Here is a 23,818-nt window from a genome sequence, read left to right on the forward strand (position 1 = left end):
TGGCACTCGCTACCCCGATGAGACCGGGTGGAGTGCGTGTTATGCGCTGCTGGAGACCGTGCGGTACTACCGGGGGCTGGGGGTTCGCTTCACACGCGTGCTAACCGACAACGGTGCCTGCTATCGATCCCGGGCCTTCCGCCGCCTATGCCGGCGACTGGGGCTGAAGCACAAGCGTACCCGCCCCTATCGCCCACGCACCAACGGCAAGGCAGAGCGGTTTATTCAAACCGCCCTGCGCGAGTGGGCCTATGCGCGATCCTATGACAGCTCGGAGCAGCGGGGCCGGTATCTGCTGGTTTGGCTTCACCAGTACAACTGGCATCGACCGCATGCCAGCCTGGATTACCATCCTCCGGTTAGCCGGCTAGGTCTTTCCGTGAACAACCTGGTGGGTTTACACACCTAGCCGGTATTGCGCAGCCCGGCCGAGATACCCGCCATGGTCACCATCAACGCCCGGGAGAGCTCGGGACTGATGGCGCCGTCGGCGTCCCGGTTACGCTGCAGGAGTTCCGCCTGGAGGCCATGCAGGGGGTCGATATAGGGGTTACGCACCTCGATGGCCTGACGAATCAGCGGCGTGCCCTCGAGCAGCTCCTGTTGATCGAGGATCTCCAGCAATCCCTGATGCAAGCGGCCGAAGCGCTGGCGCAGGGCCCCCCCCAGCTCCAGCAGCGGCGGCTCGTCCACCAGGCGATGCTCGTAATAGGCGGCGATCTCCACGTCGGCCTTGGCCAGCAGCATCTCCAGCATGTCCAGGTAGGTGCCGAAGAAGGGCCAGTGGGCGCGCATCTCGCGCAGCCGCTCCAGGCCGCCCTCCTCCGCCAGCCGGGTGGCGAAGGCCTCGCCGCTGCCCAGCCAGGCGGGCAGCATCAAGCGGGTCTGGGTCCAGGCGAAGATCCAAGGGATCGCCCTCAGGGTCTCCACGCCGCCGTCCTGGCGCCGCTTGGTGGGCCGCGAGCCCAGCGGCAGGCGGCCCAGGGAGCCCTCCGGGGTCACCGCCCGGAAGTAGGGCACGAAGTCCGGGTTCTCCCGCACCACCCCCACATAGCCGCGGTGGGCGATGCCCGCCAGGCGATCCATCTCCTCCCGCCACTCGGGCTTGGGCGCCGGGGGCGGCAGCAGCGAGGCCTCCAGCACGGCACAGGCGTAGATCTCCATGGAGCGCAGGGCGATATCCGGCTGGCCGAACTTGAAGCGGATCATCTCACCCTGCTCGGTGACCCTCAGGCTGCCGTTTACCGAGCCCGGCGGCTGGGAGAGGATGGCGGCGTGGGCCGGGCCGCCACCGCGGCCCACGGTGCCGCCGCGACCGTGGAACAGGGTCAGGTCGACGCCGTGGCGCTCGCAGACCGCCACCAGGGTCTCCTGGGCCCGGTACTGGGCCCAGGCGGCGGCCAACTGGCCGGCGTCCTTGGCGGAGTCGGAGTAGCCGATCATCACCTCCTGGCTGTCGCCGGCCAGGGCCCGGTAGCCGGGCAGCGCCAGCAGCTGGTCGATCACCTGGCCGGCCCGGTCCAGGTCGGCCAGGGTCTCGAACAGCGGGGCGATGGGCAGGCGCACGTCGCCGCCCACCTCCTTCATCAGCAGCGCCACCGCCAGCACGTCCGAGGGCTGGCCGGCCATGGAGATGATGTAGGTACCCAGCGCCTCGCGCTGCTCCCGGGCGATGACCCGGAAGGTATCGAGTACCTCATGGGTCTCGGTGGAGCACTCCCAGCGGCGCGGGATCAGCGGCCGGTTGGAGGCGAGCTCCTCGAGCAGGAAGGCCTGGCGCCGGGCCTCGTCCCACTCCCGGTAGTTGCCGAGCCCCAGGTAGTCGCTGAGCTCCTCGAAGACCTGGGCGTGACGGGCGGCGTCTTGGCGAATATCCAGCTTGGTCAGGGTGACGCCGAATACCGCCACCCGGCGCAGGGTATCGAGCAGCACGCCGTTGGCGATGGTGTCCAGGCCCACGTCGCACAGGGAGCGGTAGCAGGTGAGCAGGGGCGCATAGAGCTGGTCGCGGTTCTCGATGATCGGGCCACCCTCGTAGGGGCGCCCGTCCAGGCACGCCTTGGCCCAGTCCCGGGTCGCCTCGACCCGGGCGGCCAGGCGCTTGAGCAGCGCCCGATAGGGCTCGGCCACGTCCCCCACCTCGGCCTTCAGCGCGCTGTTGGCCTTCCACATGGAGAGCTCCGCCTTGAGCTGCTCCAGGTCGCGCAGGTAGAGGTCCGCGGCCATCCAGCGGCCCAGCAGCAGCACCTCCCGGGTGACCTTGGCGGTGACATTGGGGTTGCCGTCCCGGTCGCCGCCCATCCAGGAGGCGAAGCGCAGCGGCGCGGCGTCCAGGGGCAGGCGCTCGCCGGCCTCCTCCAGCAGCAGGTTGTCCAGGTCGCGGTGGAAATCGGGCACCGCCTGCCACAGGGAGTTCTCGATCACCGCGAAGCCCCACTTGGCCTCGTCCACCGGCGAGGGCCGCTCGTGGCGAATCTCGTCGGTGTGCCAGGCCTGGCTGATCAGCTCCTCCAGGCGGCCCTGGGCGCGGCTGGCCCGCTCCGGGTACTCGCCGGAGGCCTCGATGGTGGTCAGGCAGTCGTCGATGGCGTCGTACTTCTGGATCAGGGTACGCCGGATGACCTCGGTGGGGTGGGCGGTCAGCACCAGCTCCACGCGCATGCCGGCCAGGGTCTCCACCAGGGTCTGGGCGGAGTAGCCGGAGGCCCGGGCCCGGGCCAGCAGCTCGCCGAGCACCGGCTGGCTGCCGGGCTTGTAGTCCTCCACCCGGCGGAAGCGCGCCCGGTAGTGCTGCTCGGCGATATTGGCCAGGTTGAGGAACTGGTTGAAGGCCCGGGTCACCGGCAGCAGGTCGCGGTCCGGCAGCCGGCGCAGGTATTCGATCAGCTCGCGACGCCCCTGGGCATCCCCGGAGCGGCCGCGCTTGGCGAAGGCGCGGATCGCCTCGATGCGATCCACGAAGGCTTCCCCCAGGTCATCGGCGATGGTGCGCCCCAGGCTGTCGCCCAGGATGCGGACGTTATCGCGCAGGGATTCATGCAGGTCGTGACTCATTTGGCTCCCTCCTCGGAATGCGCAGTGGCCGACTCCTCGTGCTTGGCGGCCTGCCAGTGATCTTCCATCTCGTCCAGGCTGGCGTCGGCGAGATCCCGCCCCGCCTCGGCCAGGGCCGCCTCCACCCGGCGGAAGCGGCGCTCGAACTTGGCGTTGGTGCCGCGCAGGCACCGTTCGGGGTCGGCCTTGAGCCGGCGCGCCAGGTTGGTCACCGCGAACAGCAGGTCGCCCACCTCCTCGGCGGCGTGATCCCGGTCCCCGGCGGCCAGGGCGGCCTCCACCTCGGCCAGCTCCTCGCGAATCTTGGCGATCACCCCGGTCTCGTCGGGCCAGTCGAAGCCGACCCGGGCGGCGCGCTTGGCCAGCTTGGCGGCCCGGGACAGGGCCGGCAGGGTCCTCGGCACGTCGTCGAGCACCGAGCGGGCGTCCCGCTCGGCGCGCTCCTCGGCCTTGAGGCTCTCCCAGCGGGAGTGGACCTGGCGGGTCTCGATCGCCTCGGCGCTCACCCCGGGGGGCCGCCGCGAGACCAGGGTGCCCTCGGGAAAGACATGGGGGTGGCGGCGCAGCATCTTGGCGGTCAGGGCGTGGACCACGTCGTGGAAGTCGAAGCGTCCCTCCTCGGCCCCGAACTGGGCGTAGTAGATCACCTGGAAGAGCAGGTCGCCGAGCTCCCCGGGCAGCTCCTCATAGGCGCGCCGTTCGATGGCGTCGGCCACCTCGTAGGCCTCCTCCAGGGTATGCGGCACGATGCTGTCCCAGTCCTGCTTGAGGTCCCAGGGGCAGCCCTGGTCGGCGTCGCGCAGCACCGCCATCAGGGTCAGCAGGTCATCGAGGCCGTAGCGGGGCTCGCTCATGCCTTGCCCCCCTTGCCGGTGCGCAACCGCTTGACGTCGATCACGTTGGGCAGCTGCTGGATCCGCGAGAAGAGTCGCCCCAGGGTCTCCAGGCTATCCACCTCCAGGGTGATGGCCAGCCGGGCGATGCCGTCCTCGCTGTCGGTGCGGGTGTTCACCGAGAGCACATTGACCTTCTCGTTGCCCAGCAGGCCGGTGACGTCGCGCAGCAGGCCGGAGCGATCCCAGGCCTCGATGACGATATCCACCGGGTACTGGGTCCCCGGGCGCTCGCCCCACTCCACCTCGATGATGCGCTGGGGCTCGTCGAGGCGCAGCTGGAGGATATTCGGACACTCCTGGCGGTGGATGGTGACCCCACGCCCCTGGGTGATAAAGCCGACGATGGCCTCCCCGGGTACCGGGTGGCAGCAGTTGGCCATGCTGGTCTTGAGGTTGCCCACCCCGAGTACGGTGATATCGCTCTTGCCGCCCTTGGGCGCCGCCTTGCGGGGCTTGGCCAGCAGCCGATCGAGCCGCTCCTGGTCGTCGGACTCGCCGAACAGTTGCTGGGCCTGGTGCAGCACCTGGCCGATGCGCAGGTCGCCGGCGCCGAGGGCCGCGTACATGTCATCGACGCTGACGTAGTTGACCTTGTGGGCCAGGGTCTCCAGGTCCATGTCCTCGAGGTCGAGGCGCTTCATCTCGCGTTCGAAGAGCGCCTTGCCCTCCTCCAGGTTCTGGCCCCGGGCCTGCTGCTTGAACCAGGCCTGGATCTTGGCCCGGGCCCGGGAGGTACGCACATAGCCGAGGCCGGGGTTGAGCCAGTCGCGACTGGGGCCGCCCTTGCTGGCGGTGAGGATCTCCACCTGCTGGCCGGTCTTGAGCTTGTAGGTGAGTGGCACGATGCGGCCGTTGACCTTGGCGCCCCGACAGCGATGCCCCACCTCGGTATGCACCCGGTAGGCGAAATCGATGGGGGTGGCGATGCGCGGCAGGTCGATGACATGGCCGTCGGGGGTGAAGACATAGATGCGATCCGGGGCCACGTCGCTGTTGAGGCCCTCGCGCAGGTCGCCGAACTCGCCCACTTCCTCCTGCCATTCGAGGACCTGGCGCAGCCAGGCGATCTTCTCCTCGTAGCTGGAGCTCTTGGCCTTGGTGTCGTGTCCCTTGTAGCGCCAGTGGGCGCAGACGCCGAGCTCCGCCTCCTCGTGCATGGCGAAGGTGCGGATCTGGATCTCCAGCACCTTGTTCTCCGGTCCCAGCACGGCGGTGTGCAGGGACTGGTAGCCGTTCTTCTTGGGGTTGGCGATATAGTCGTCGAACTCGTGGGGCACGTGGTGCCAGCGGGAGTGGACGAGCCCCAGGGCGGTGTAGCAGTCGGCAACCTCCGGCACCAACAGGCGCACCGCACGGACGTCATAGACCTGGGAGAAGTCGATGCGCTTGCGCTTCATCTTGCGCCAGATGGAATAGATATGCTTGGCGCGACCGTCCACCTCGTAGCGGGTGATGCCCTGGGCCTCCAGCAGCTCCTCGAGGGTGCCCACCACATCGCTGATATAGCGGTCCCGATCGAGGCGCTTCTCGGCCAGCAGCTTGGCGATGGCCTTGTAGTCTTCCTCGTGGAGGTAGCGGAAGGAGAGGTCCTCGAGCTCCCACTTGAGGTGGCCGATGCCCAGGCGGTGGGCCAGGGGGGCGTAGATATCGAACACCTCCCGGGCCACCTGCAGGCGCTTGTCGCGGGGGGCGTCCTTGACCTGGCGCAGGGCACAGGTGCGCTCGGCGATCTTGATCAGGGCGACGCGCACGTCGTCGATCATGGTCACCAGCATCTTGCGCAGGTTGTCCTGCTGGTCGTGCTGCTGCATGCCGTGGCTGGGGGCCTGCTGACTGATGGCGGCCATCTGCAGCACGCCGTCGATCAGCCGCGCCACCTCGTCGCCGAACTGCTTGGCGACCTGCTCCTGGCTCAGCAGCCCCTCGCGTACCGTGCGGTAGAGTACCGCGGCCTCGAGCGCCGCCTGGTCGAGCTTGAGCTCGCCGAGGATATCGGCCATCTCCAGCCCCATGCGGAAGCTGGTGTCCCTAGGCAGCCAGGTCTTGTGGCCACCGGCGTTATCGGCGGCCAGGCACTGGGCCAGCTCACAGGCTCGGCGCAGCTTCGCCGGGTCACTCAGGGTCACGTCTTCCTGCAGGCGCACCAGCCACTGGTCGATATCGACCCGGCCCTCGCCGTTCAGCGGCTGGTCTTCACGAACCTTCACCATCTCCTGGCGCTCCTTGATTCCACCCCGGGCCGCCGGCCGACGGCCCGCTAATTGTTCTAACAACCTGGCCAAGGCAAACGATGGCATCTTGGCCCACCAGCCTGGCCAGATCCCGGGGCTAACCTGGGGGTAGGCACTCCGCAAAGACGCTGTGAATCCTTCCATGGAAGCTCGACTTTATCGTCCATGATAAAGACGCTTTGCTCCGACCTACCCCCAGCGCCCCTGTGTTCCCAATGGTGTATCCCCGACTAACCTTCCCCGCGGCGAAATAGCAGCACCGACTCCAGGTGCGCCGTCTGGGCGAACATATCGGCCACGGCGCCACGCACCGGGCGCAGCCCCCCCGCCGCCAGGATGGCGGCATCCCGAGCCAGGGTCGCCGGGTCACAGGAGACATAGAGTAACCGCTCCACCGCTTCCTGGTTGGCCAGGGCGCGACATACCGCTTCGGCGCCCTCCCGGGGCGGGTCGAGCAGTACCGCCGTCGCCGGCACCTCGTCGAGCAATCGCGTCACCGCCCCGGGGTCGTTGAGGTCGGCCTGGCGCGCGGCGAGGGAGAGCGCATTGGCCCGGGCGTTGTCGGCCAGGCGCTCGACCATCGCCGGACTGCCCTCGACACCGGTGACCCGGGCCCCGGCGGCGGCCAGCGGCAGGCTGAAGTTGCCGACCCCGGCGAAGAGGTCGAGCACGGCCTCCCCCGGGGCCGGCGCCAGCCAGGTCAGGGCATGCTCCACCAGGGCACGATTGACCTCGCCATTGACCTGGATAAAGTCCCCCGGCGCGAAGTTGACCCGCAGCTCGCCCAGGGCATAGTGCAGGCTCGGAGCCTCGCCGAGCCAGCGCAGCACCGGCGCCTCGCGGCCCAGCAGCCAGGCCAGGTGCACGCCCTGGCGCTCGGCGAAGGCGCGCCAGCGCTCGGCGTCGCGGGGATTGTCGCGCAACTGGCGCACCACCAGGGCCACCCCGGCATCGCTATCGATCAGCTCCAGATGCCCCACCTGGCGAGGTGCCTCCAGGCTCGGGAGATGCTCCCGCAGGGCCGGAAGCAGCCGGTCGAGGGGCGGGGTCAGCACCGGGCAGGCGGCGATATCCACCAGGTGGTGGCTACGCCGGCCGCGAAACCCCAGATGCAGGGTCCCCTCGGCGTCGAGCCGCACGCCGAGGCGTGCCCGGCGCCGATAGCCGAGCCCCTCGCCGGCCAGCAGTTGCGGCGGCGCCTCCAGGGTCACGCCCTGACGGCCGAGTTGCTCGGCGAGCACCGCCTGCTTGTGGCGACGCTGGGCGTCCGGGCTCAGGTGCTGGAGGTCACAGCCGCCGCAGCTGCCGTAGTGGGCGCAGGGGGGCTCGATTCGCTCCGGCGAGGCCGTGATCAGCTCGCGCAGATGGGCCTCGTCGAAGCGCTTGCGCTGACGATGCACCGCCAGGTGCACCCGCTCGCCGGGCAGGGCGCCCTCGACGAAGCAGGCCTTGCCGTCGGCGCCATGGGTCAGGCCACGGCCATCATGAGCGAGACGCTCGATCACCACGCCGTCCTCGTCGCCGGCGGGCGCCGTCTCCGGCGCCGGCGTGGTGGCGCGGCCACTGAGTCCCGACACGCCGGAGCGCCGCCGCGGGGGGCGACGTTTGCCAAGCATCGCCATGTCAGGCTCCGAACAGGCCGGTGGAGAGGTAGCGGTCGCCGCGGTCGCAGACGATAAAGACGATCACCGCATTCTCCACCCGCTCGGCGATACGCAGGGCCCCGGCCAGGGCACCGCCGGAGGAGACGCCGGCCATGATGCCTTCTTCCCGGGCCAGGCGGCGCATATGCACCTCGGCCTCTTCCTGGCCGATATCCAGCACCCGGTCGACGCGGCTGGCATCATAGATCCGCGGCAGATACTCCTCGGGCCAGCGACGGATGCCGGCGATGCTGGCGCCATCCTCCGGCTGCAGGCCGACGATCTGCACCTCGGGGTTGCGCTCCTTGAGGTAGTGGGAGACCCCCATGATGGTGCCGGTGGTACCCATGGAGCTGACGAAGTGGGTGATTTTCCCCTCGGTCTGGCGCCACAGCTCGGGACCGGTCCCCTGGTAGTGGGCCAGGGGGTTATCGGGGTTGGCGAACTGATCGAGGCCCTTGCCCTCGCCCCGGCCGATCATCGCCTCGGCCAGGTCCCGGGCCTCTTCCATGCCCCCCTCCTTGCTGACGCCGATCAGCTCGGCGCCGTAGGCGGCCATGGCCTGCTTGCGTTCCTCGGAGGCGTTCTCGGGCATGATCAGCACCATGCGGTAGCCCTTGATGGCGGCGGCCATGGCCAGGGCGATACCGGTGTTGCCGGAGGTGGCCTCCACCAGGGTATCGCCGGGGCGGATCTCGCCACGGGCCTCGGCCTGCTGGATCATCGACAGGGCCGGACGATCCTTGACGGAACCCGCCGGGTTATTGCCCTCCAGCTTGGCCAACAGGGTGTTGTTACGGCCGGCGCCGATGCGCTGCAGGCGCACCAGGGGCGTGTTGCCGACCACGTCCTCGAGGGTGGGAAACTGCATCTAACTTTCCTTATGGAAACGTTTTTTCCATTATATCCGTGGGACCAGCCGGGTGACAGTGATGATCCCCGGCTATGTCATACTGTCCGCCAACTCCTGGTGCCAAGGGAAGCCCCGATGTCCTTGCGAACCCGCCTGATGCTGCTCGTCTTCCTGATGCCGCTGATCCTGATCAGCGGCATCGCCGTGGCGAGCCTCCTCTACCTCGAACACCAGCAGCAAGAGGCCGTCCAGCAGCGCCTGGAGCGCGCCGTGGCGCTGCTGGCTCCCTCCCTGGCCGAGGCCGTCGAGGCGGGCGACGCATCGCGCCTGGAGCGCCTGGCCCAGCGCCTGATGGACGAGCCACCGGTCCAGGCGCTGAGCCTGCGTGACGCCCAGGGCGATACCCCCCTGCACCTGGGCAAGGGCCAGGAATCGCTGCGCCCCGACCCGGCCGGGGCGTCCACCTGGCAGGAGTGGCGCCTGCTGACGCCCCTGCCGGACCTTTCGCCCCCCCTGTGGGTCGACCTGGAAGTCGACCCCGCCCCCCTGCGCCTGGCGCTCTACCGCCACCTGACCCTGGTCGGCCTGGGCTGCCTGGTACTGGGGCTGGCCCTCTTCCTGCTGGCCTACGCCCTGGGGCGCCAATGGGTGCAGCCGCTGGAGTCGCTGCGCCGCGCCCTGGAACGCTTCAACAGCGGCGACTACCGCCCGCGCCTGGATACCCGCGGCCCGGTGGAGACCGCCGAGCTGGCCCAGGGACTCAATGCCCTGGCCGACTACCTGAGCCATGCCCAGGAGGAGATGCAACAGCATATCGAGCAGACCACCCTGGACCTGCAGGAGTCCATGGAGACCATCGAGATCAAGAACATCGAGCTCGATATGGCCCACCGCCGCGCCCTGGAGGCGAGCCGCATCAAGTCGGAATTCCTGGCCAACATGAGCCACGAGATCCGCACCCCGCTCAACGGCGTCATCGGCTTCTGCCAGCTACTGGCCCGCTCGGAGCTCGACGACCGTCAGCAGGAGTGGCTCAGCCATGTGCACAAGGCCTCCAACAACCTGCTGTCGCTGATCAACGATATCCTCGACTTCTCCAAGATCGAGGCGGGCAAGCTGGAGCTGGAGAGCGTCGACCTGGATATCCTGGTGATCGTCGACGAGGTGCTGGGCCTGCAGGCCCCCATGGCCCAGCAGAAGCAACTGCACCTGCTGGGGCTGATCTATGATGACGTGCCCGCCCAGTTGCAGGGTGACCCCCTGCGCCTCAAGCAGGTACTGACCAACCTGGTCCATAACGCCATCAAGTTCACCGAGAAGGGCGAGATCCTGGTGCGGGTGATGCTCGAGGAGGCCGAAGGCGCCGAGGTGATCCTGCGGGTGCAGATCAGCGATACCGGTATCGGCATGGACGAGGCGAGCCAGCGCCGCCTCTTCCAGGCCTTCCAGCAGGCCCGCGACAGCGATACCCGCCACTATGGCGGCACCGGCCTGGGGCTGATGATCTGTCGCCAGCTGGTCGAACAGATGGGCGGTGACATCGCCGTGGAGAGCGCCCCGGGACGCGGTTCCACCTTCACCCTGAGCCTGCCGCTGCGCGCCAAGTCCCTGGAGGAGCGCCCCCTGGAGCTGGATCTGGGCGGCCAGCGGGTCGCCCTCTACGAGCCCCACGCGGCGACGCGACACGCCCTGGCGCACCTGCTGAGGACCTGGGGCGCCGAGCTGCAGGTCCTGGAGGAGGCGTCGCCCTGCGATGCCCTCCAGACGGCCCCGGACCTGCTGCTGGTGGGGCTACCGCCGCTACCCATGACCAAGGCCGAGATGGTCGGCTGGCGAGAGTGCCTGGCCGGCGTGCGCTGCCCCAGCATCGTGATGGCCAACGTGCCGCCCTTCGATATCCCCGACCTGCCGCTGCCCCATGGCGGCGAGGTGATCAGCAAGCCGCTGTCGCGGCGCAGCCTCGCGGCGGTGATCCAGCGCCAGTTGAATGCCCCGACGCCCGTCCCGATCGAGTCGCCCGTCACCGCCGTTCCCCCCCGGCGGGTGCTGGTCGTCGACGACACCGACTCCAATCGCCTGCTGGTCCGCGAGATGCTCGATGGCCTGGGCCTGGAGGTGGAGGAAGCCGCCAGCGGCGAGGAAGCCCTCGCCCGAGGCCGCACCCGCCCTTACGACCTGGTGCTGATGGATATCCGCATGCCGGGCATGGATGGCGTGGAGGCGATGAAGGCGCTCCGCGAGCTGGGCGATGCCTGGCGACGCTGCCCGATCATCGCGGTGACCGCCCATGCCCTGGAGGAGGAGCGCCAGCGGCTGCTCAAGGCGGGCATGCATGACGTGCTGATCAAACCGATCCAGGCGGAGGCCCTGGTCGGCCTGCTGGGGCAGCATCTCAATATGACCCTGAGCCTGCCCGCCGCGCCGCGCCGGGTGGCCAGGCGCCGCCCGACGCCCACCGCCGACGAGGAACTGCCGGCGGTGGACCTGACCCTGGGCACCCAGTTGGCCGGCGGGCGCGAGGACCTGGCGCGCCAGACCCTGGGAATGCTGCTGGCCAGCCTCGACGACACCGAGCGCCAGCTGCGCGCGGCCTGGGACGCCGGGGACGAGACCGCCTTCCTGGATGTCGTGCACGCCCTCAATGGCGCTTGTCGCTACTGCGGCGTGCCCCAGTTGGCGCTGCTGGCCGAGACCCTGGAGACCCGCCTGCGGGTCGCCGGCCTGGCCGATACCGAGTCGCTGGTCGAGGCCCTGCATGCCGCCATGGCACGGCTCCGAGCCTGGGCCGCCGAGGAGGCCCCTCAGGCCATGGAAACGCCCCTCGGCACGCCGAAATAACTAGCCCGGGGCGCCGAGGAAGCGCCGCGGCTTGTGCAGGGAAACCGCCTCCGATACGCCGAAATGACTGGCCCGGGGCATTAGCGCCCCGGGCGCGGCTCAGTGCTCGTGGTCGTGATCATGATCGTGGGCCTCCAGGGCCGCCACGAAGCCCGCCTCCTGGCCGGCGATGATCAGGCGCTTCATTTCCGCCACCGCCTCCTTGAGCCCCACGAAGAGGGAGCGGGCGATAATGGCATGGCCGATATTGAGTTCATGCAGGCCGGGAATGGCGGCGATGGCCTCCACGTTATGGTAGTGCAGGCCATGGCCGGCATTGACGATCAGCCCCAGCTCCCCGGCCAGCTCGGCGGCGGCGGCGATACGCTCGTGTTCCTGGCGTGCCGCCTCGCCGCTGGCTTCGGCATAGGCGCCGGTATGCAGCTCGATCACCGGCGCCCCGGCCTTGGCGGCGGCCTCGATCTGACTCGGCTCCGGGTCGATAAACAGCGATACCTCACAGTCGGCGGCGGCCAGGCGCGCGCAGGCCGCGGCGATCGCCTCGAAGCCCCCCACCACGTCCAGCCCGCCTTCGGTGGTCAGCTCCTCGCGCTTCTCCGGCACCAGGCAGACATGGGCCGGGCGCACGCTTTCGGCCAGGGCCAGCATCTCCTCGGTAACCGCCATCTCCAGGTTCATGCGGGTATTGAGCACCTCGGCCAGCAGGCGCACGTCGCGCTCCTGGATATGCCGGCGATCCTCGCGCAGGTGCACGGTGATGCCGTCGGCGCCGGCCTCCTCGGCCAGCAGCGCCGCCTGGACCGGGTCCGGGTAGCGGGTGCCACGGGCCTGACGCAGGGTGGCGATATGGTCGATATTGACGCCGAGCAGAATACGCGGGGGATGCATAACGGGCTCCAGGAAAAAGGAAATCAGAGCCTAAGGATAAAGCGGGAAGCCAGAAGCTGAAAGAGCGGCGCCAGGCGCCTGGAAGAGGAAAGAAAACCTGCGAGCCGCCCAGGGGCCAGGATAACAGCGCTGGCGTCCGGGCGTTTTAGCTATGCTTGCCGCTCAGGGCTGTCCGGGCGAGAGCGTCGTGAGGCGGCGAGGCGCTGCATCAGCTCCCGGGAGCGTAGCGGGCGGCTGCCCAGCAACGGCGCCAGGGCCGCCCGGGCGAGTCCCTTGGCGGGCCCCGCCAGCCCCGGCTCGCTCCAGTCGCCCTGGGCCAGCAGGCGCAGGGTACGCCCATCCAGGCCGCCCTCGGCCAGGCGCACGAAGTGACGCGTCTCGGCCCGGTAGGCGTAGCGACCCTGGGGGTCCAGCTCGGCCCCCTGCTCGTCCAGATAGACGGGCGCCGCATCCAGGGCCTCCAGCAGGGCCAGTTCCAGGCGCCGCAGGGCCGGGGCCCGCCGCTCCGGAAACGGCAACGCCTCGAGCAGCGCCCCATAGAAGGCGAACACCTCGGCCACCGGCAACTCCACCGGCAGGGTGCGGGTCAGCAGCTCATTGGCATAGAAACCACACAGCAGCGCCTCGCCGGCCAGCAGCGCCGCCGCGCCGCGGCTCTCCATCAGCCCCAGGCGCTTGAGCTCGGCCTGGCCGCTCCAGGTCAGGTGCAGGGGAGTAAAGGGCTGCAGTCGCCCACGACTGCGGCTGCCGGGGCGCTGTACGCCGCGTGCCACGGCACGTACCCGGCCGTGGTCCAGGGTGATCAGCTCCACCAGGGCGCTGGTCTCCCGGTAGGGACGCTTATGCAGCAGAAATGCGGGTTGTGGCTGCATGGACTGCCATCCAATTCAGGGCGAACTCCTGCAAGCAACAAGGAGCCTTGTTGCCGGAATCGCTGAGGGGCGCTGGGGGCAGGCCGGAGCGAAGCGTCTTTTTCCAGGGGTGAGGAGCACTGCTCCGAACGGGCTGGCCATGGATGGCCAGCACCGGCCCTGCAAGCGAAGCAGGATTGCGTAGCTTCGCAGGAAAAAGTCGAGCGCCCAGGGATGGGTTCACAGCGTCTTCGCGCGGGGCCGGCCTTCCGGAGCTGCCTGCCCCCAGGAAAGCCCCGGGCTGAATAGCCTGCCCGAGGTCGTGGGTTACCATCAGTCCAGATCGTAACCCAGGCTCTTGAGCGCCCGGCTATCGTCGGACCAGCCGCGCTTCACCTTGACCCAGAGGTTGAGCATGATCTTGGCATCGAAGGCCCGCTCCATCTCCAGGCGCGCCTCGCGACCGATCAGCTTGATGCGCTCGCCCTTGTCGCCGATCAGGATCTTCTTCTGGCCGGGACGCTCCACCAGGATCAGGGCGCTGATATGGATCACCTTGCCGGTGTCGCGGAACTCCTCGATCTCCACCGTCATCTGGTAAGGCAGCTCGTCGCCCAGCTGACGCATGATCTTCTCGCGCACCAGCTCCGCGGCCAGGAAGCGCTGGCTCTTGTCGGTGACCTGATCTTCCGGATAGAAGTGAATGCTCTCCGGCAGATGCTTGGCCACCTCCGCCTCCAGCTCCGGCACATTGGTGCCGTGCTTGGCGGAGATCGGCAGGATGGCGGCGAAGTCGCGCTTGGCCCCCACCTTGGCCAGCCAGGGCAGCAGGCTGGCCTTGTCCTCCAGCCAGTCCACCTTGTTGACCGCCAGGATCACCGGCGCCTTGACCTGGGCCAGCTTGTCCAGCACCACCTGATCCTCGTCGCTCCAGCGGGTGCGGTCGATGATAAAGACCACGCAGTCCACGTCGCGCAGGGCCTGGGTGGCCGCCTGGTTCATGAAGCGGTTGATCGCCTTGTTGCGATCCTTCGCCATGATATGCATCCCCGGGGTGTCCACATAGATGAACTGGGCCTCCCCTTCGGTCTTGATCCCCATCACCTGATGACGGGTGGTCTGGGGTCGCCGGGAGGTGATCGACACCTTCTGGCCGAGGATGCGATTCATCAGCGTCGACTTGCCCACATTGGGGCGACCGACGATGGCCACGAATCCACAGGTCTGGGTCATGACCGGGCTCCCTTGGGTTCGAGTTGGGCGAGGGCCTGTTCGGCGGCCTGCTGCTCGGCATAGCGACGGCTGGAGCCGACGCCGACGGTGGGGGCATCCAGCATCTCTACCTGGCACTCGATGGTAAAGGTCTGGGCATGCGCCTCGCCCTCCACCGACAGCACCTCGTAGCGGGGCAGCGGCGACTGGCGGGACTGCAGGAACTCCTGCAGGCGGGTCTTGGGATCCTTCTGGGTATCCTGCAGGTCGATGGCCTCCAGGCGGGTGCCGTACCAGGCCAGCACCCGAGCCTTGGCCACGTCCATGCCGGCATCCAGGAAGATGGCACCGATCACCGCCTCCACGGCATCGGCGAGGATGGAGTCGCGGCGATGGCCGCCGCTCTTCATTTCGCCGGAGCCGAGCCGCAGGCAGGGGCCCAGGTCGAACTCGCGCGCCAGCTCGGCCAGGGTCTGACCCTTGACCAGCCGCGCCCGCAGCCGCGACAGCTGGCCCTCGCGGGCCTCGGGGAAGCGCCGGAAGAGCGCCTCGGCGATCACGAAGTTGACGATGGAGTCGCCGAGAAACTCGAGCCGCTCGTTGTTCTTGCCGCCATAGCTGCGATGCGTCATCGCCAGTTCCAGCAGCGCGTTATCGCCGAACTGGTGGCCGATGCGGCGGCTGAAGTCATTCAGGGGGTTGCTCACGAAACTCCTGCTCTATTGCTTATGGGATGGCGCGCGGTCGTGGCGCGCGCCATCGGGGGCTGTGCCCCGTGATTACTGAATCCGCCGCACGCTGGTAAAGCTGGGCAACCCGCCGTCCCAGTGCATCCACACCGCGAAGGCGCGGCCGACGATGTTCTCTTCCGGCACGAAGCCCCAGTAGCGACTGTCATTGGAGTGGTCGCGATTGTCGCCGAGGGTGAAGTAATGCCCCTCGGGCACCACCAGCTCACGCACCTGGGGACCCGGGTCCTGAGGATTATTGTAGATAAGGTGAGCGACCTCGCCTAAGCGCTCTTCGAGCAGGCGCTCGCGGGGCGCCTCGGCGGGGCCCTCCTCCAGCAGCGCCTTGGGCACCGCCTGGCCATTGACGTAGAGCTGCTTGCCCTCGTAGCGAATGCGGTCGCCGGGCAGCCCCACCACCCGCTTGATAAAGTTGACCGAGGGCTCCTCGGGGAAGCGGAACACCATGACGTCACCCCGCTCGGGCTCGCCCAGGTCGACGATCTCGGTATGCACCACCGGCAGGCGCAGCCCGTAGGCGAACTTGTTGACCAGGATGAAATCGCCCACCTCCAGGGTCGGGCGCATGGAACCGGAGGGAATCTGGAAGGGCTCCACCAGGAAGCTGCGCACCACCAGCACCACCAGCAGCACCGGGAAGAAGGAACGCGCGTAGTCGACGGGCCAGGGCTCCTTGAGCAGCTTGCCACGGGTCGCCTCGTCGACCTCCCCCTGCGCCTCGGCACTCACCGCCGCCAGGCGCGCCAGCCGGGCGGGCCGCCACCAGAGTCGGTCGGCCAGCCAGATCACCCCGGTGACGGCCACCGCCACCACCAGCAATAGCGAAAAATCCATTTAACGTTTCCTAGTCATTGACCTTGAGCACCGCCAGGAAGGCGTCCTGGGGAATCTCCACCCGGCCCACCTGTTTCATGCGCTTCTTGCCCGCCTTCTGCTTCTCGAGCAGCTTCTTCTTGCGGCTCACGTCGCCGCCGTAGCACTTGGCGGTGACGTTCTTGCGCAGCGCCTTGACGGTGGAGCGCGCCACCACCTGGCCGCCGATGGCCGCCTGGATGGCCACGTCGAACATCTGCCGCGGGATCAGCTCCTTCATCTTCTCGACCAGGATGCGTCCTCGGGAGTGGGCGTGATCGCGGTGGATGATCACCGCCAGGGCATCGACCCGGTCGCCGTTGATCAGCACGTCCAGGCGCACCAGCTTGGCCGCCTCGAAGCGCTCGAAGTTGTACTCCAGGGAGGCGTAGCCCTTGGAGATCGACTTGAGGCGATCGAAGAAGTCCATCACCACCTCGGACATGGGCAGCTCATAGGTGAGCTGGATCTGGCTGCCGAGGAACTGCATGTCGAGCTGGGTGCCGCGGCGATTCTCGCACTCGGCGATGACGTTGCCGACGAATTCCTGGGGCACCAGGATGCTGGCCCGCACGATGGGCTCGCGCATCTCCTCCACGTCGGCCATGTCCGGCAGCTTGGAGGGGTTGGAGACGTAGCGCACCTCGCCATTCTTCATGGCCAGTTCGTAGACCACGGTGGGGGCGGTGGTCAAAAGGTCCAGGTCATACTCGCGCTCGAGGCGCTCCTGGATGATCTCCATGTGCAAGGTGCCGAGGAAGCCGACCCGGAAGCCGAAGCCCAGGGCATCGGAGTTCTCCGGTTCGTACTCCAGGGAGGCATCGTTGAGGGCCAGCTTCTCGAGGGCGTCGCGGAAGTCCTCGTAGTCGTCGGCGCTGACCGGGAACATCCCCGCATAGACCTGGGGCTTAACCTTCTGGAAGCCGGGCAGGCGCTCCACGTCCGGGGTCTTGGCGTGGGTGATGGTATCCCCCACCGGCGCGCCGTGAATGTCCTTGATGCCGGCGACGATAAAGCCCACCTCGCCGGCCCGCAGCACGCCGGTCTCCTTGCGCAGCGGCGTGAAGATGCCCACCTCGTTGGCCTGCCAGTCGCGGCCGGTGGACTTGATGCGAATCTTGTCGCCCTTCTTCAGGGTGCCGTCGAAGATCCGCACCAGGGAGACCACGCCCAGGTAGTTGTCGAACCAGGAGTCGATGATCAAGGCCTGCAGCTGGCCGTCCGGGTTGCCCCGGGGCGGCGGGATATCACGCACCAGGCGCTCCAGCAGCGCCTCCATGCCTAGGCCGCTCTTGGCGGAGACCTGGCAGGCATCGGTGGCATCGAGGCCGATGATCTCCTCGATCTCCTGGGCGACCTTGTCCGGGTCGGCCTGGGGCAGGTCCATCTTGTTGAGCACCGGCAGCACCTCGAGCCCCTGCTCCACGGCGGTATAGCAGTTGGCTACCGACTGGGCCTCGACGCCCTGGGCGGCGTCCACCACCAGCAGGGCCCCCTCGCAGGCATACAAGGAGCGCGACACCTCGTAGGAGAAATCCACGTGGCCCGGAGTATCGATGAAGTTGAGCTGGTAGGTGTTGCCATCCTCGGCGTGGTAATCGAGGGTCACCGACTGGGCCTTGATGGTGATGCCCCGCTCCCGCTCGATATCCATGGAGTCGAGGACCTGCTCCTTGAGCTCCCGGTCACTCAGGCCGCCACACAGCTGAATCAGCCGATCCGACAGGGTGGACTTGCCATGATCGATATGAGCGATGATGGAAAAATTGCGTATGTGATTGATTTCTTTTCGAGTTTCTTTGCTGCTCATGCACTGGGATCCGATTCGTGTAGGCGCTCCTGGCCGTGACGGCCATGCCACCCGCCGGGGGATCGCGCCGAAAGCTTGCGCGCATTGTACCGGCATGGCCGCGGCTTGGACAGCGAGGCCAGAAACGCATCGGGGCCCCGCGGGGCCCCGATGCCGATGACCTCAGCGCGGTTCGAGTCGCAGCGCCACATAGAGGGAGCGCCCGTCCCGGTAGAGACGCACCGGCAGGGCCCGATCTCCGGACTGGTCGGCCACCGCAGCGACCAGGTCGTCGCTGGAGGCAATGGGGCGATGATCCACCGAGACGATGATATCGCCGCCGCGGATGCCCGCCTCGTAGGCGGCACCGCCCGACTCCACCTGACGCACCCGTACCCCGGCCTCGATGCCCAGGCGCTCGCGCTCGCCCTCGCTCAGCTCGCCGACCATCAGGCCCAGGCGAGCACCGCCGGCGCGCTTGCCGGCGGCCACATCGGTCTCGGCATCCGGCCAGGCACCGACGGTCACCTCGAGGCGCCGCTCGGCGCCATCGCGCATCACCGTCAGGGTCACCTCGTGGCCCGGGCTGACCCGTCCGATCAGCCGCGGCAGATGGCTGGAACGCTCCACCTCCTCGTCATCCACGGCGACGATCACATCGCCGGCCTGGATGCCGTCACGGCGCGCCGGCCCCTCGGGGTCGAGGTCGGCGACCAGGGCGCCATGGGGGGTATCCAGGCCGAAGGACTCGGCCAGGTCACGGGAGACCGGCTGAATCACCACCCCCAGCCAGCCCCGGCTGACATGGCCGTCGGCGCGCAGCTGATCGGCGATATCCATGGCCACATTGATGGGAATGGCGAAGGAGAGCCCCATGAAGCCGCCGCTGCGGGTGAAGATCTGCGAATTGATGCCAACCACCTCGCCGGCGAGGTTGAACAGCGGCCCCCCGGAGTTGCCGGGGTTGATGGCCACATCGGTCTGGATAAAGGGCACGTAGGCGTCCCGCGGCAGGGTGCGATTGATGGCGCTGACGATACCGGCGGTCACCGAGTGATCGAAGCCGAAGGGAGAACCGATGGCGGCCACCCACTCCCCCACCTGCAGGTCGTCCGAATCGCCCAGGGCCAGGGTCGGCAGCCCCTCGGCCTCGACCTTGAGCAGGGCCACGTCGGTCTGGCTGTCGACGCCCACCACCTCGGCGGGGAGCTCACGGCGATCGTTGAGGCGCACCAGGATCTCATCGGCGCCCTCCACCACATGGGCATTGGTCAGCACATAGCCATCGGCGTCGATGATAAAGCCCGACCCCAGGGAGTGACGCTCCTGCCCGCGCTCACGCCCCTGCCCCGGCGGCATGGGGATCTGATCGCCGAAGAAGCGCCGCAGCAGTTCCGGCAGCTCCTCGCCGGGCCCGTAGAATTGCTGGTAGCGGGACGGCACCACCCGGGTGGTGGAGATGTTGACCACCCCGGGGGCGGCCTGCTCCACCAGGGAGCGGAAGTCGGGCAGCTCCTGGGCCTGGGCGGAGGATCCGACCACCAGGGCGACCAGGAGGACGAGCCAGGCTGGGACGAATTGGCGAAGGGGTTGCATGAGACGCTCCTGCGAATTGACGCGATACGTTGATGAGACGAAACATCAAGAAACCGGCGAGGCGACCGAGCCTAGGAGGGCGGCGGCTCATGCAGTCGCGGACGATAGCGGGCGCCATGGTGGCCGGCCACCAGCCGCGACAGCCCGGCCCCCAGGGCCAGGCCAGCCAACAGGGCGAGGATCACCACGGGACTATCGGCGCCGAAGCGCCACTCGCCCCAGGCCCCCAGCCCCAGGCCGACGCCCAGGGGCAGGCCGTAAAGGCTCAGGGCCCCCTGCACCAGGCGCCTGGCCGGCAGCGCTACCGCCACCCGCTCGCCGGCCACCAGCGGGCGGGGGCTCTCGATGGCCAGACGCCGGGACCTCGCCCCCCGCCAGCGGGCCCAGAGGCCGGTGCCGCAGCCCTGGCTCGCGGCACACCCCTGGCAACCGGCCAGGGGCGTGAAATCGACCCAGGCGCCTCCCTCGAAGGGGGCGATCACTCGCCCCTCGGCGATCAACAGCCGCGATGCGGAAGCCATGTCACGGCCCCCCCGATTGCCACTGCAGGCGATCCACCACCTGCAACAGGACCCGAGGCGGCACCTCGCCCAGGGCCATCACCTGCATGACCCGCCCGCCCAGCTCCCGATGCCGCACCGCCGCATAGGAGATCCCCAGGCGGTGCAGGCCCGGCGCCAGGGCCGGAAAGTCCTCGGTCAGGGGTTCGACGAAGAGGCTCAGGCTCGACAGGCCGTCGCTGTAGACCCGGTGCCCGACCCGCTCGCCATGCAGGCTGCTGGTGGTCACCACCGGCTGGGCCACATAGCCCGGCGGCAGCCAGCCGGGGCGCCAGGTCTCGGGAGGCGGCTCCCGCAAGCGATCGAAGCGCACCCGCCCCGCATAGAGACGCGGTGCGTCCAGTTCGGTGAGCTGAAAGGTCTCCAGGACTCGCCCCTCGACATCCAAGAGCTCCTGCTTGAGGGGTAGGCCGGTCGCGCGGTCGAGCCACAGGCGCTGACCGAAACGCATGGCGTCCAGGGGCTCGATATCCAGGCGCATGGCCTCGCGACCGGCCACCCGGGCATCCTCCGCCAGGCGCAACCGGTAGAAGTCATCCAGATGGGCCATAATGGCATCCGGCGAGGCGGGCACCTCGTCGTCGCTACGCGCCCAACCGCCGCGCCCCACCTTGCCCAGGCGCTCATAGGTGAGCGGCGGGCCGTCCAGGAAATGGGCCACTTCCCGCTGCAGACCATTCTCCACCTGATGGGTCAGGGCCAGGGCACGCACGCCCTCGCCACTGATGCGCACGGCCCTCGCCTCGAAGAGATAGCAGTGGTTGGCCCAGAGGCTGCGCTCGAACCAGGCGGCGGGGGTCTCGGGGGCCGGTGCGTCGGCCAACTCACGGCAGTCGAACCCCGGCTCCTGCGCCAAGGCCAGGCCACTCAAGCCCAGGCCCAGGCCCAGGCCAAGACCCAGCCACAGGGCCAGCCGCTCGCGTCGTCTCGGCCAGCCCCGCATCAGCGCTGCCCTTGGAGCTCGCTCGCGGAGGCTCGCAGCAGCGGCATCCAGGCGTCGCCACTGCGATAGGCGCTGCCCTGGGCATGGCGGTCGAGGTAGGACTGCAGCAACAGGGCCTGCTGTTGATCGTTACGCTGGGACTGGCGGGAATTGGCGGCCTGCCAGGGCGACTCGGCGCCCACCGTCATCAGCGGCGAGGCGCCACCCTGGGTGCCGCGCTGGAAGAGCGGCAAGTCCACCAGGGAGGGGCGCGTCGGCGACGCATCGGCGGCGGCCAGGGGCGCCTGGGTGGCGGCATCGCGGCCGGCCATCTCGGGGCCGCCCTCGCCCTGGTTATAGAACTGCACCCCGGTGATCACCGCCAGGGAGACCCCGGCGGCCACGGCGGCACGTCCCGCCCAGGAGGCGAAGCGCCGCGGCGACCTCTCGACCGCTCGACCGGGGGCCGGCTCGCCCTCCAGGCGCGCCAGAATGCCGGCGGAGAGGTCGATATCGGGTGCCGTGTCGCGCTCCCGGCGCATGGCGCTGCGGGCCAGATGATAGCGTCGCCAGGTGTCGGCCGCCTGCGGCTCGCCCTCCAGCGACTTGAGGACACGGCGCAACTCCAGATCGTCACCCTCATCGTCCATCAAGGCGGACAATGACTCCCGCGTGTTCTGCTTCATTACCTCTACCCTCACACTCGACACGGCATGACGCCGATAAACAGACCCGGGCCCGACGGCCCCCCAGCGGTGCATAGCGCAGCCGCGTCATCCTGCGTGAATTTGTCGCAACCTCATGGCATCTCCTGTGACGCCAAGGACCGCCAACAGTTCAGCCGCCTGGCAAAAGTTTCGCCCCGCCTTATTCGGAGACCAGATCCTGGGTCCGCGAGGTGGTCACCAGCGGCTGGATATGGCGATCCACCGCTTCCCGGGCACGGAAGATCCGCGAGCGTACCGTGCCCACCGGGCAGTCCATCACCTGGGCGATATCCTCGTAGGAAAGCCCGTCGAACTCGCGCAGGGTAATGGCGGTGCGCAGGTCCTCGGGGAGCTGCTCGATGGCCTCGAAGACCGCCGCCTCCAGCTGATCCCGGGCGATGGAGGCCTCCGGCGACTCGATATCGGCGAGGCGCCCGCTATGGTCGAGGATCTCGGCGTCGACGATATCCAGGTCGCTGCCCGGCGGGCGGCGCCCCCGGGAGACCAGGTGATTCTTGGCGGTATTGATGGCGATGCGATACATCCAGGTATAGAAGGCACTCTCGGCGCGGAACTTGCCCAGCGCCCGGTAGGCCTTGATAAAGGCCTCCTGCGCCACGTCCTGGACCTCGGCCTGGTCGTGCACATAGCGCCCGATCAGGCCGAGAATCTTGTGCTGGTACTTCTTGACCAGCAGGTCGAAGGCTCGGGTGTCACCCTGCTGCGCCCGCTCGACGAGGCGCTGATCGGTTTCGCGGTTGCCCATTCAATCCCTCCCCATCCGGGCGGCGCATGGCGCCAGGGGAGACGGCGCGGCCTGACTGGCGGGGAGAGTGACAAGCGGGGGCTTCATAGACGTCGACCTTAACCTGGCAGGGGTGATGGATTAGCGTAAGTGTTCCTGTTTATCGGCATTCCATCAAGCGGCATGCGCGCGACTCACGAGGGCCTGTGACTGCGCCGACGGTGGCGAGTTCCATGGTACGATTGATTTCCGCCCAGACGGCGAGCGATAGTAGAAGCCTACTCGGACACACCCTTATATTACCGCGCGATTCATCACAGGTAGCCGCATGTCACAACAGCAGGTCAACAACCTCAATGTTCTTGCCCAGGACGTCCTGATCACCCCCGAGGCCCTCAAGCAGGAGATCCCCCTGACCGAGGAGGCCGAACGCACCGTGATCGAGGGGCGCGGGGCCATCCAGCGCATCCTCGACGGCGAGGATCCCCGCCTGCTGATGGTGGTGGGCCCCTGCTCCATCCACGACGTGGACGCCGCCCTGGACTATGCCCGCCGCCTGCGCCGCCTGGCCGACGAGGTCAAGGAGAGCCTGCTGATCGTGATGCGCGTCTACTTCGAGAAGCCGCGCACCACCGTGGGCTGGAAGGGGCTGATCAACGACCCGCACATGAACGACTCCTTCGAGATCGAGGAGGGGCTGCATATCGCCCGCCGCCTGCTGGTGGAACTGGCCGAGATGGGCCTGCCCCTGGCCACCGAGGCGCTGGACCCAATCTCCCCCCAGTACCTGCAGGACTGCATCAGCTGGTCGGCCATCGGCGCCCGCACCACCGAGTCCCAGACCCACCGCGAGATGGCCTCGGGCCTCTCCTGCCCGGTGGGCTTCAAGAACGGCACCGACGGCAGCCTGGACGTGGCCATCAACGCCCTGCAGTCGGTGGCCCACCCGCACAACTTCCTGGGCATCGACCAGGGCGGCCAGGTGGCGATCATCCGCACCCGCGGCAACGCCTATGGCCATGTGGTGCTGCGCGGCGGCAACGGCAAGCCCAACTACGACAGCGTCAGCGTGGCGCTGGCCGAGCAGGAACTGAAGAAGGCCGGCCTCAAGGCCAATATCATGGTCGACTGCTCCCACGCCAACTCCAACAAGGACCCGGCCCTGCAGCCGCTGGTCCTGGAGAACGTCACCAACCAGATCCTCGAGGGCAACCACTCGATCATGGGCCTGATGATCGAGTCCAATATCGGCTGGGGCAACCAGAAGGTGCCGGCGGATCGCAGCCAGCTGCAGTACGGCGTCTCCATCACCGACGCCTGCATCGACTGGGATGCCACCGAGGAGGCCCTGCACCGCATGGACGACAAGCTCAAGGCGGTGCTGCCGACCCGCCCCCGCGGCTGAGCCTCCCCCCGTTACCGACAGGGCCCG

General features: G+C 68.3%; 19 protein-coding genes. 3 read left to right on the forward strand and 16 right to left on the reverse strand.

Going from position 1 to position 23,818, the window contains the following annotated elements:
* Nucleotides 1–409: integrase core domain-containing protein (locus NFU04_RS06440; RefSeq protein ID WP_251308698.1), on the forward strand; the 409-nt coding region annotated here is incomplete at its 5' end.
* Here the strand turns inward: NFU04_RS06440 and ppc are convergent.
* From ppc to cysM, 5 genes are all read right to left on the reverse strand, one after another.
* Nucleotides 406–3,054: a phosphoenolpyruvate carboxylase gene (gene ppc / locus NFU04_RS06445; protein WP_251308699.1), complete on the reverse strand. Its 2,649-nt coding sequence runs from the start codon at nt 3,052–3,054 to the stop codon at nt 406–408. The two genes, NFU04_RS06440 and ppc, sit on opposite strands and share 4 nt — an antisense overlap.
* Nucleotides 3,051–3,908, reverse strand: coding sequence for a nucleoside triphosphate pyrophosphohydrolase (mazG, locus tag NFU04_RS06450; RefSeq protein ID WP_251308700.1), 858 nt, complete (start codon nt 3,906–3,908; stop codon nt 3,051–3,053). The genes ppc and mazG overlap by 4 nt, the downstream gene beginning before the upstream one ends.
* Nucleotides 3,905–6,160: a GTP diphosphokinase gene (gene relA / locus NFU04_RS06455; RefSeq protein WP_251308701.1), complete on the reverse strand. Its 2,256-nt coding sequence runs from the start codon at nt 6,158–6,160 to the stop codon at nt 3,905–3,907. Before relA ends, mazG begins: the two co-directional genes overlap by 4 nt.
* Before the next feature lie 251 nt (nt 6,161–6,411).
* Nucleotides 6,412–7,803, reverse strand: coding sequence for a 23S rRNA (uracil(1939)-C(5))-methyltransferase RlmD (gene rlmD / locus NFU04_RS06460; protein ID WP_251308702.1), 1,392 nt, complete (start codon nt 7,801–7,803; stop codon nt 6,412–6,414).
* A gap of 1 nt (nt 7,804) precedes the next feature.
* The gene (gene cysM / locus NFU04_RS06465) at nt 7,805–8,695 is read right to left on the reverse strand and encodes a cysteine synthase CysM (RefSeq protein WP_251308703.1); all 891 of its coding nucleotides are present in this window, start codon (nt 8,693–8,695) and stop codon (nt 7,805–7,807) included.
* 117 nt (nt 8,696–8,812) lie between these two features.
* Here cysM and NFU04_RS06470 point away from each other — a divergent pair, with 117 nt between their 5' ends.
* Complete coding sequence (locus tag NFU04_RS06470; protein ID WP_251308704.1) at nt 8,813–11,515, forward strand: ATP-binding protein; 2,703 nt, start codon at nt 8,813–8,815, stop codon at nt 11,513–11,515.
* Nucleotides 11,516–11,614: 99 nt separating this feature from the next.
* On the opposite strand, the gene pdxJ is transcribed toward NFU04_RS06470, so the two are convergent.
* The 11 genes from pdxJ to rpoE all read right to left on the reverse strand — a co-directional run bounded on the left by pdxJ (nt 11,615) and on the right by rpoE (nt 22,407).
* Nucleotides 11,615–12,403 carry a pyridoxine 5'-phosphate synthase gene (gene pdxJ, locus NFU04_RS06475; protein WP_251308705.1) on the reverse strand — a complete coding sequence of 263 codons (789 nt, stop codon included), beginning with the start codon at nt 12,401–12,403 and terminating at the stop codon, nt 11,615–11,617.
* A gap of 149 nt (nt 12,404–12,552) precedes the next feature.
* Nucleotides 12,553–13,275, reverse strand: a complete 723-nt coding sequence (gene recO, locus NFU04_RS06480; protein WP_251308706.1) for a DNA repair protein RecO — start codon at nt 13,273–13,275, stop codon at nt 12,553–12,555.
* A gap of 312 nt (nt 13,276–13,587) precedes the next feature.
* Entirely contained in the window at nt 13,588–14,487 is a 900-nt protein-coding gene (gene era, locus NFU04_RS06485; protein WP_251308707.1) for a GTPase Era, read from the reverse strand.
* The gene (gene rnc / locus NFU04_RS06490; RefSeq protein ID WP_251308708.1) at nt 14,484–15,173 is read right to left on the reverse strand and encodes a ribonuclease III; all 690 of its coding nucleotides are present in this window, start codon (nt 15,171–15,173) and stop codon (nt 14,484–14,486) included. Before rnc ends, era begins: the two co-directional genes overlap by 4 nt.
* Before the next feature lie 72 nt (nt 15,174–15,245).
* Nucleotides 15,246–16,049 (reverse strand): signal peptidase I, encoded by an 804-nt coding sequence (gene lepB / locus NFU04_RS06495; RefSeq protein WP_251308709.1) that lies wholly within the window; start codon nt 16,047–16,049, stop codon nt 15,246–15,248.
* Between the two features lie 10 nt (nt 16,050–16,059).
* Entirely contained in the window at nt 16,060–17,877 is a 1,818-nt protein-coding gene (lepA, locus tag NFU04_RS06500) for a translation elongation factor 4 (RefSeq protein WP_251308710.1), read from the reverse strand.
* A 162-nt stretch (nt 17,878–18,039) separates the two neighbouring features.
* The gene (locus NFU04_RS06505) at nt 18,040–19,452 is read right to left on the reverse strand and encodes a DegQ family serine endoprotease (RefSeq protein ID WP_251308711.1); all 1,413 of its coding nucleotides are present in this window, start codon (nt 19,450–19,452) and stop codon (nt 18,040–18,042) included.
* Nucleotides 19,453–19,523: 71 nt separating this feature from the next.
* Complete coding sequence (locus NFU04_RS06510; RefSeq protein ID WP_251308712.1) at nt 19,524–19,973, reverse strand: SoxR reducing system RseC family protein; 450 nt, start codon at nt 19,971–19,973, stop codon at nt 19,524–19,526.
* A gap of 1 nt (nt 19,974) precedes the next feature.
* Nucleotides 19,975–20,955, reverse strand: coding sequence for a MucB/RseB C-terminal domain-containing protein (locus NFU04_RS06515; RefSeq protein ID WP_251308713.1), 981 nt, complete (start codon nt 20,953–20,955; stop codon nt 19,975–19,977).
* Nucleotides 20,955–21,620: a sigma-E factor negative regulatory protein gene (locus tag NFU04_RS06520; protein ID WP_251308714.1), complete on the reverse strand. Its 666-nt coding sequence runs from the start codon at nt 21,618–21,620 to the stop codon at nt 20,955–20,957. Before NFU04_RS06520 ends, NFU04_RS06515 begins: the two co-directional genes overlap by 1 nt.
* Before the next feature lie 181 nt (nt 21,621–21,801).
* A complete protein-coding gene (gene rpoE, locus NFU04_RS06525) occupies nt 21,802–22,407 on the reverse strand; it encodes an RNA polymerase sigma factor RpoE (RefSeq protein ID WP_146804249.1) in 606 nt (201 codons plus the stop codon).
* A gap of 307 nt (nt 22,408–22,714) precedes the next feature.
* On the opposite strand from rpoE, the gene NFU04_RS06530 reads away from it, so the two are divergent.
* Entirely contained in the window at nt 22,715–23,791 is a 1,077-nt protein-coding gene (locus tag NFU04_RS06530) for a 3-deoxy-7-phosphoheptulonate synthase (RefSeq protein WP_146804248.1), read from the forward strand.
* The last annotated feature ends 27 nt before the right edge of the window (nt 23,792–23,818 follow it).

This window comes from Halomonas sp. NCCP-2165 (assembly GCF_023708045.1).
GTDB classification, from domain to species: Bacteria; Pseudomonadota; Gammaproteobacteria; order Pseudomonadales; family Halomonadaceae; genus Bisbaumannia; species Bisbaumannia pacifica.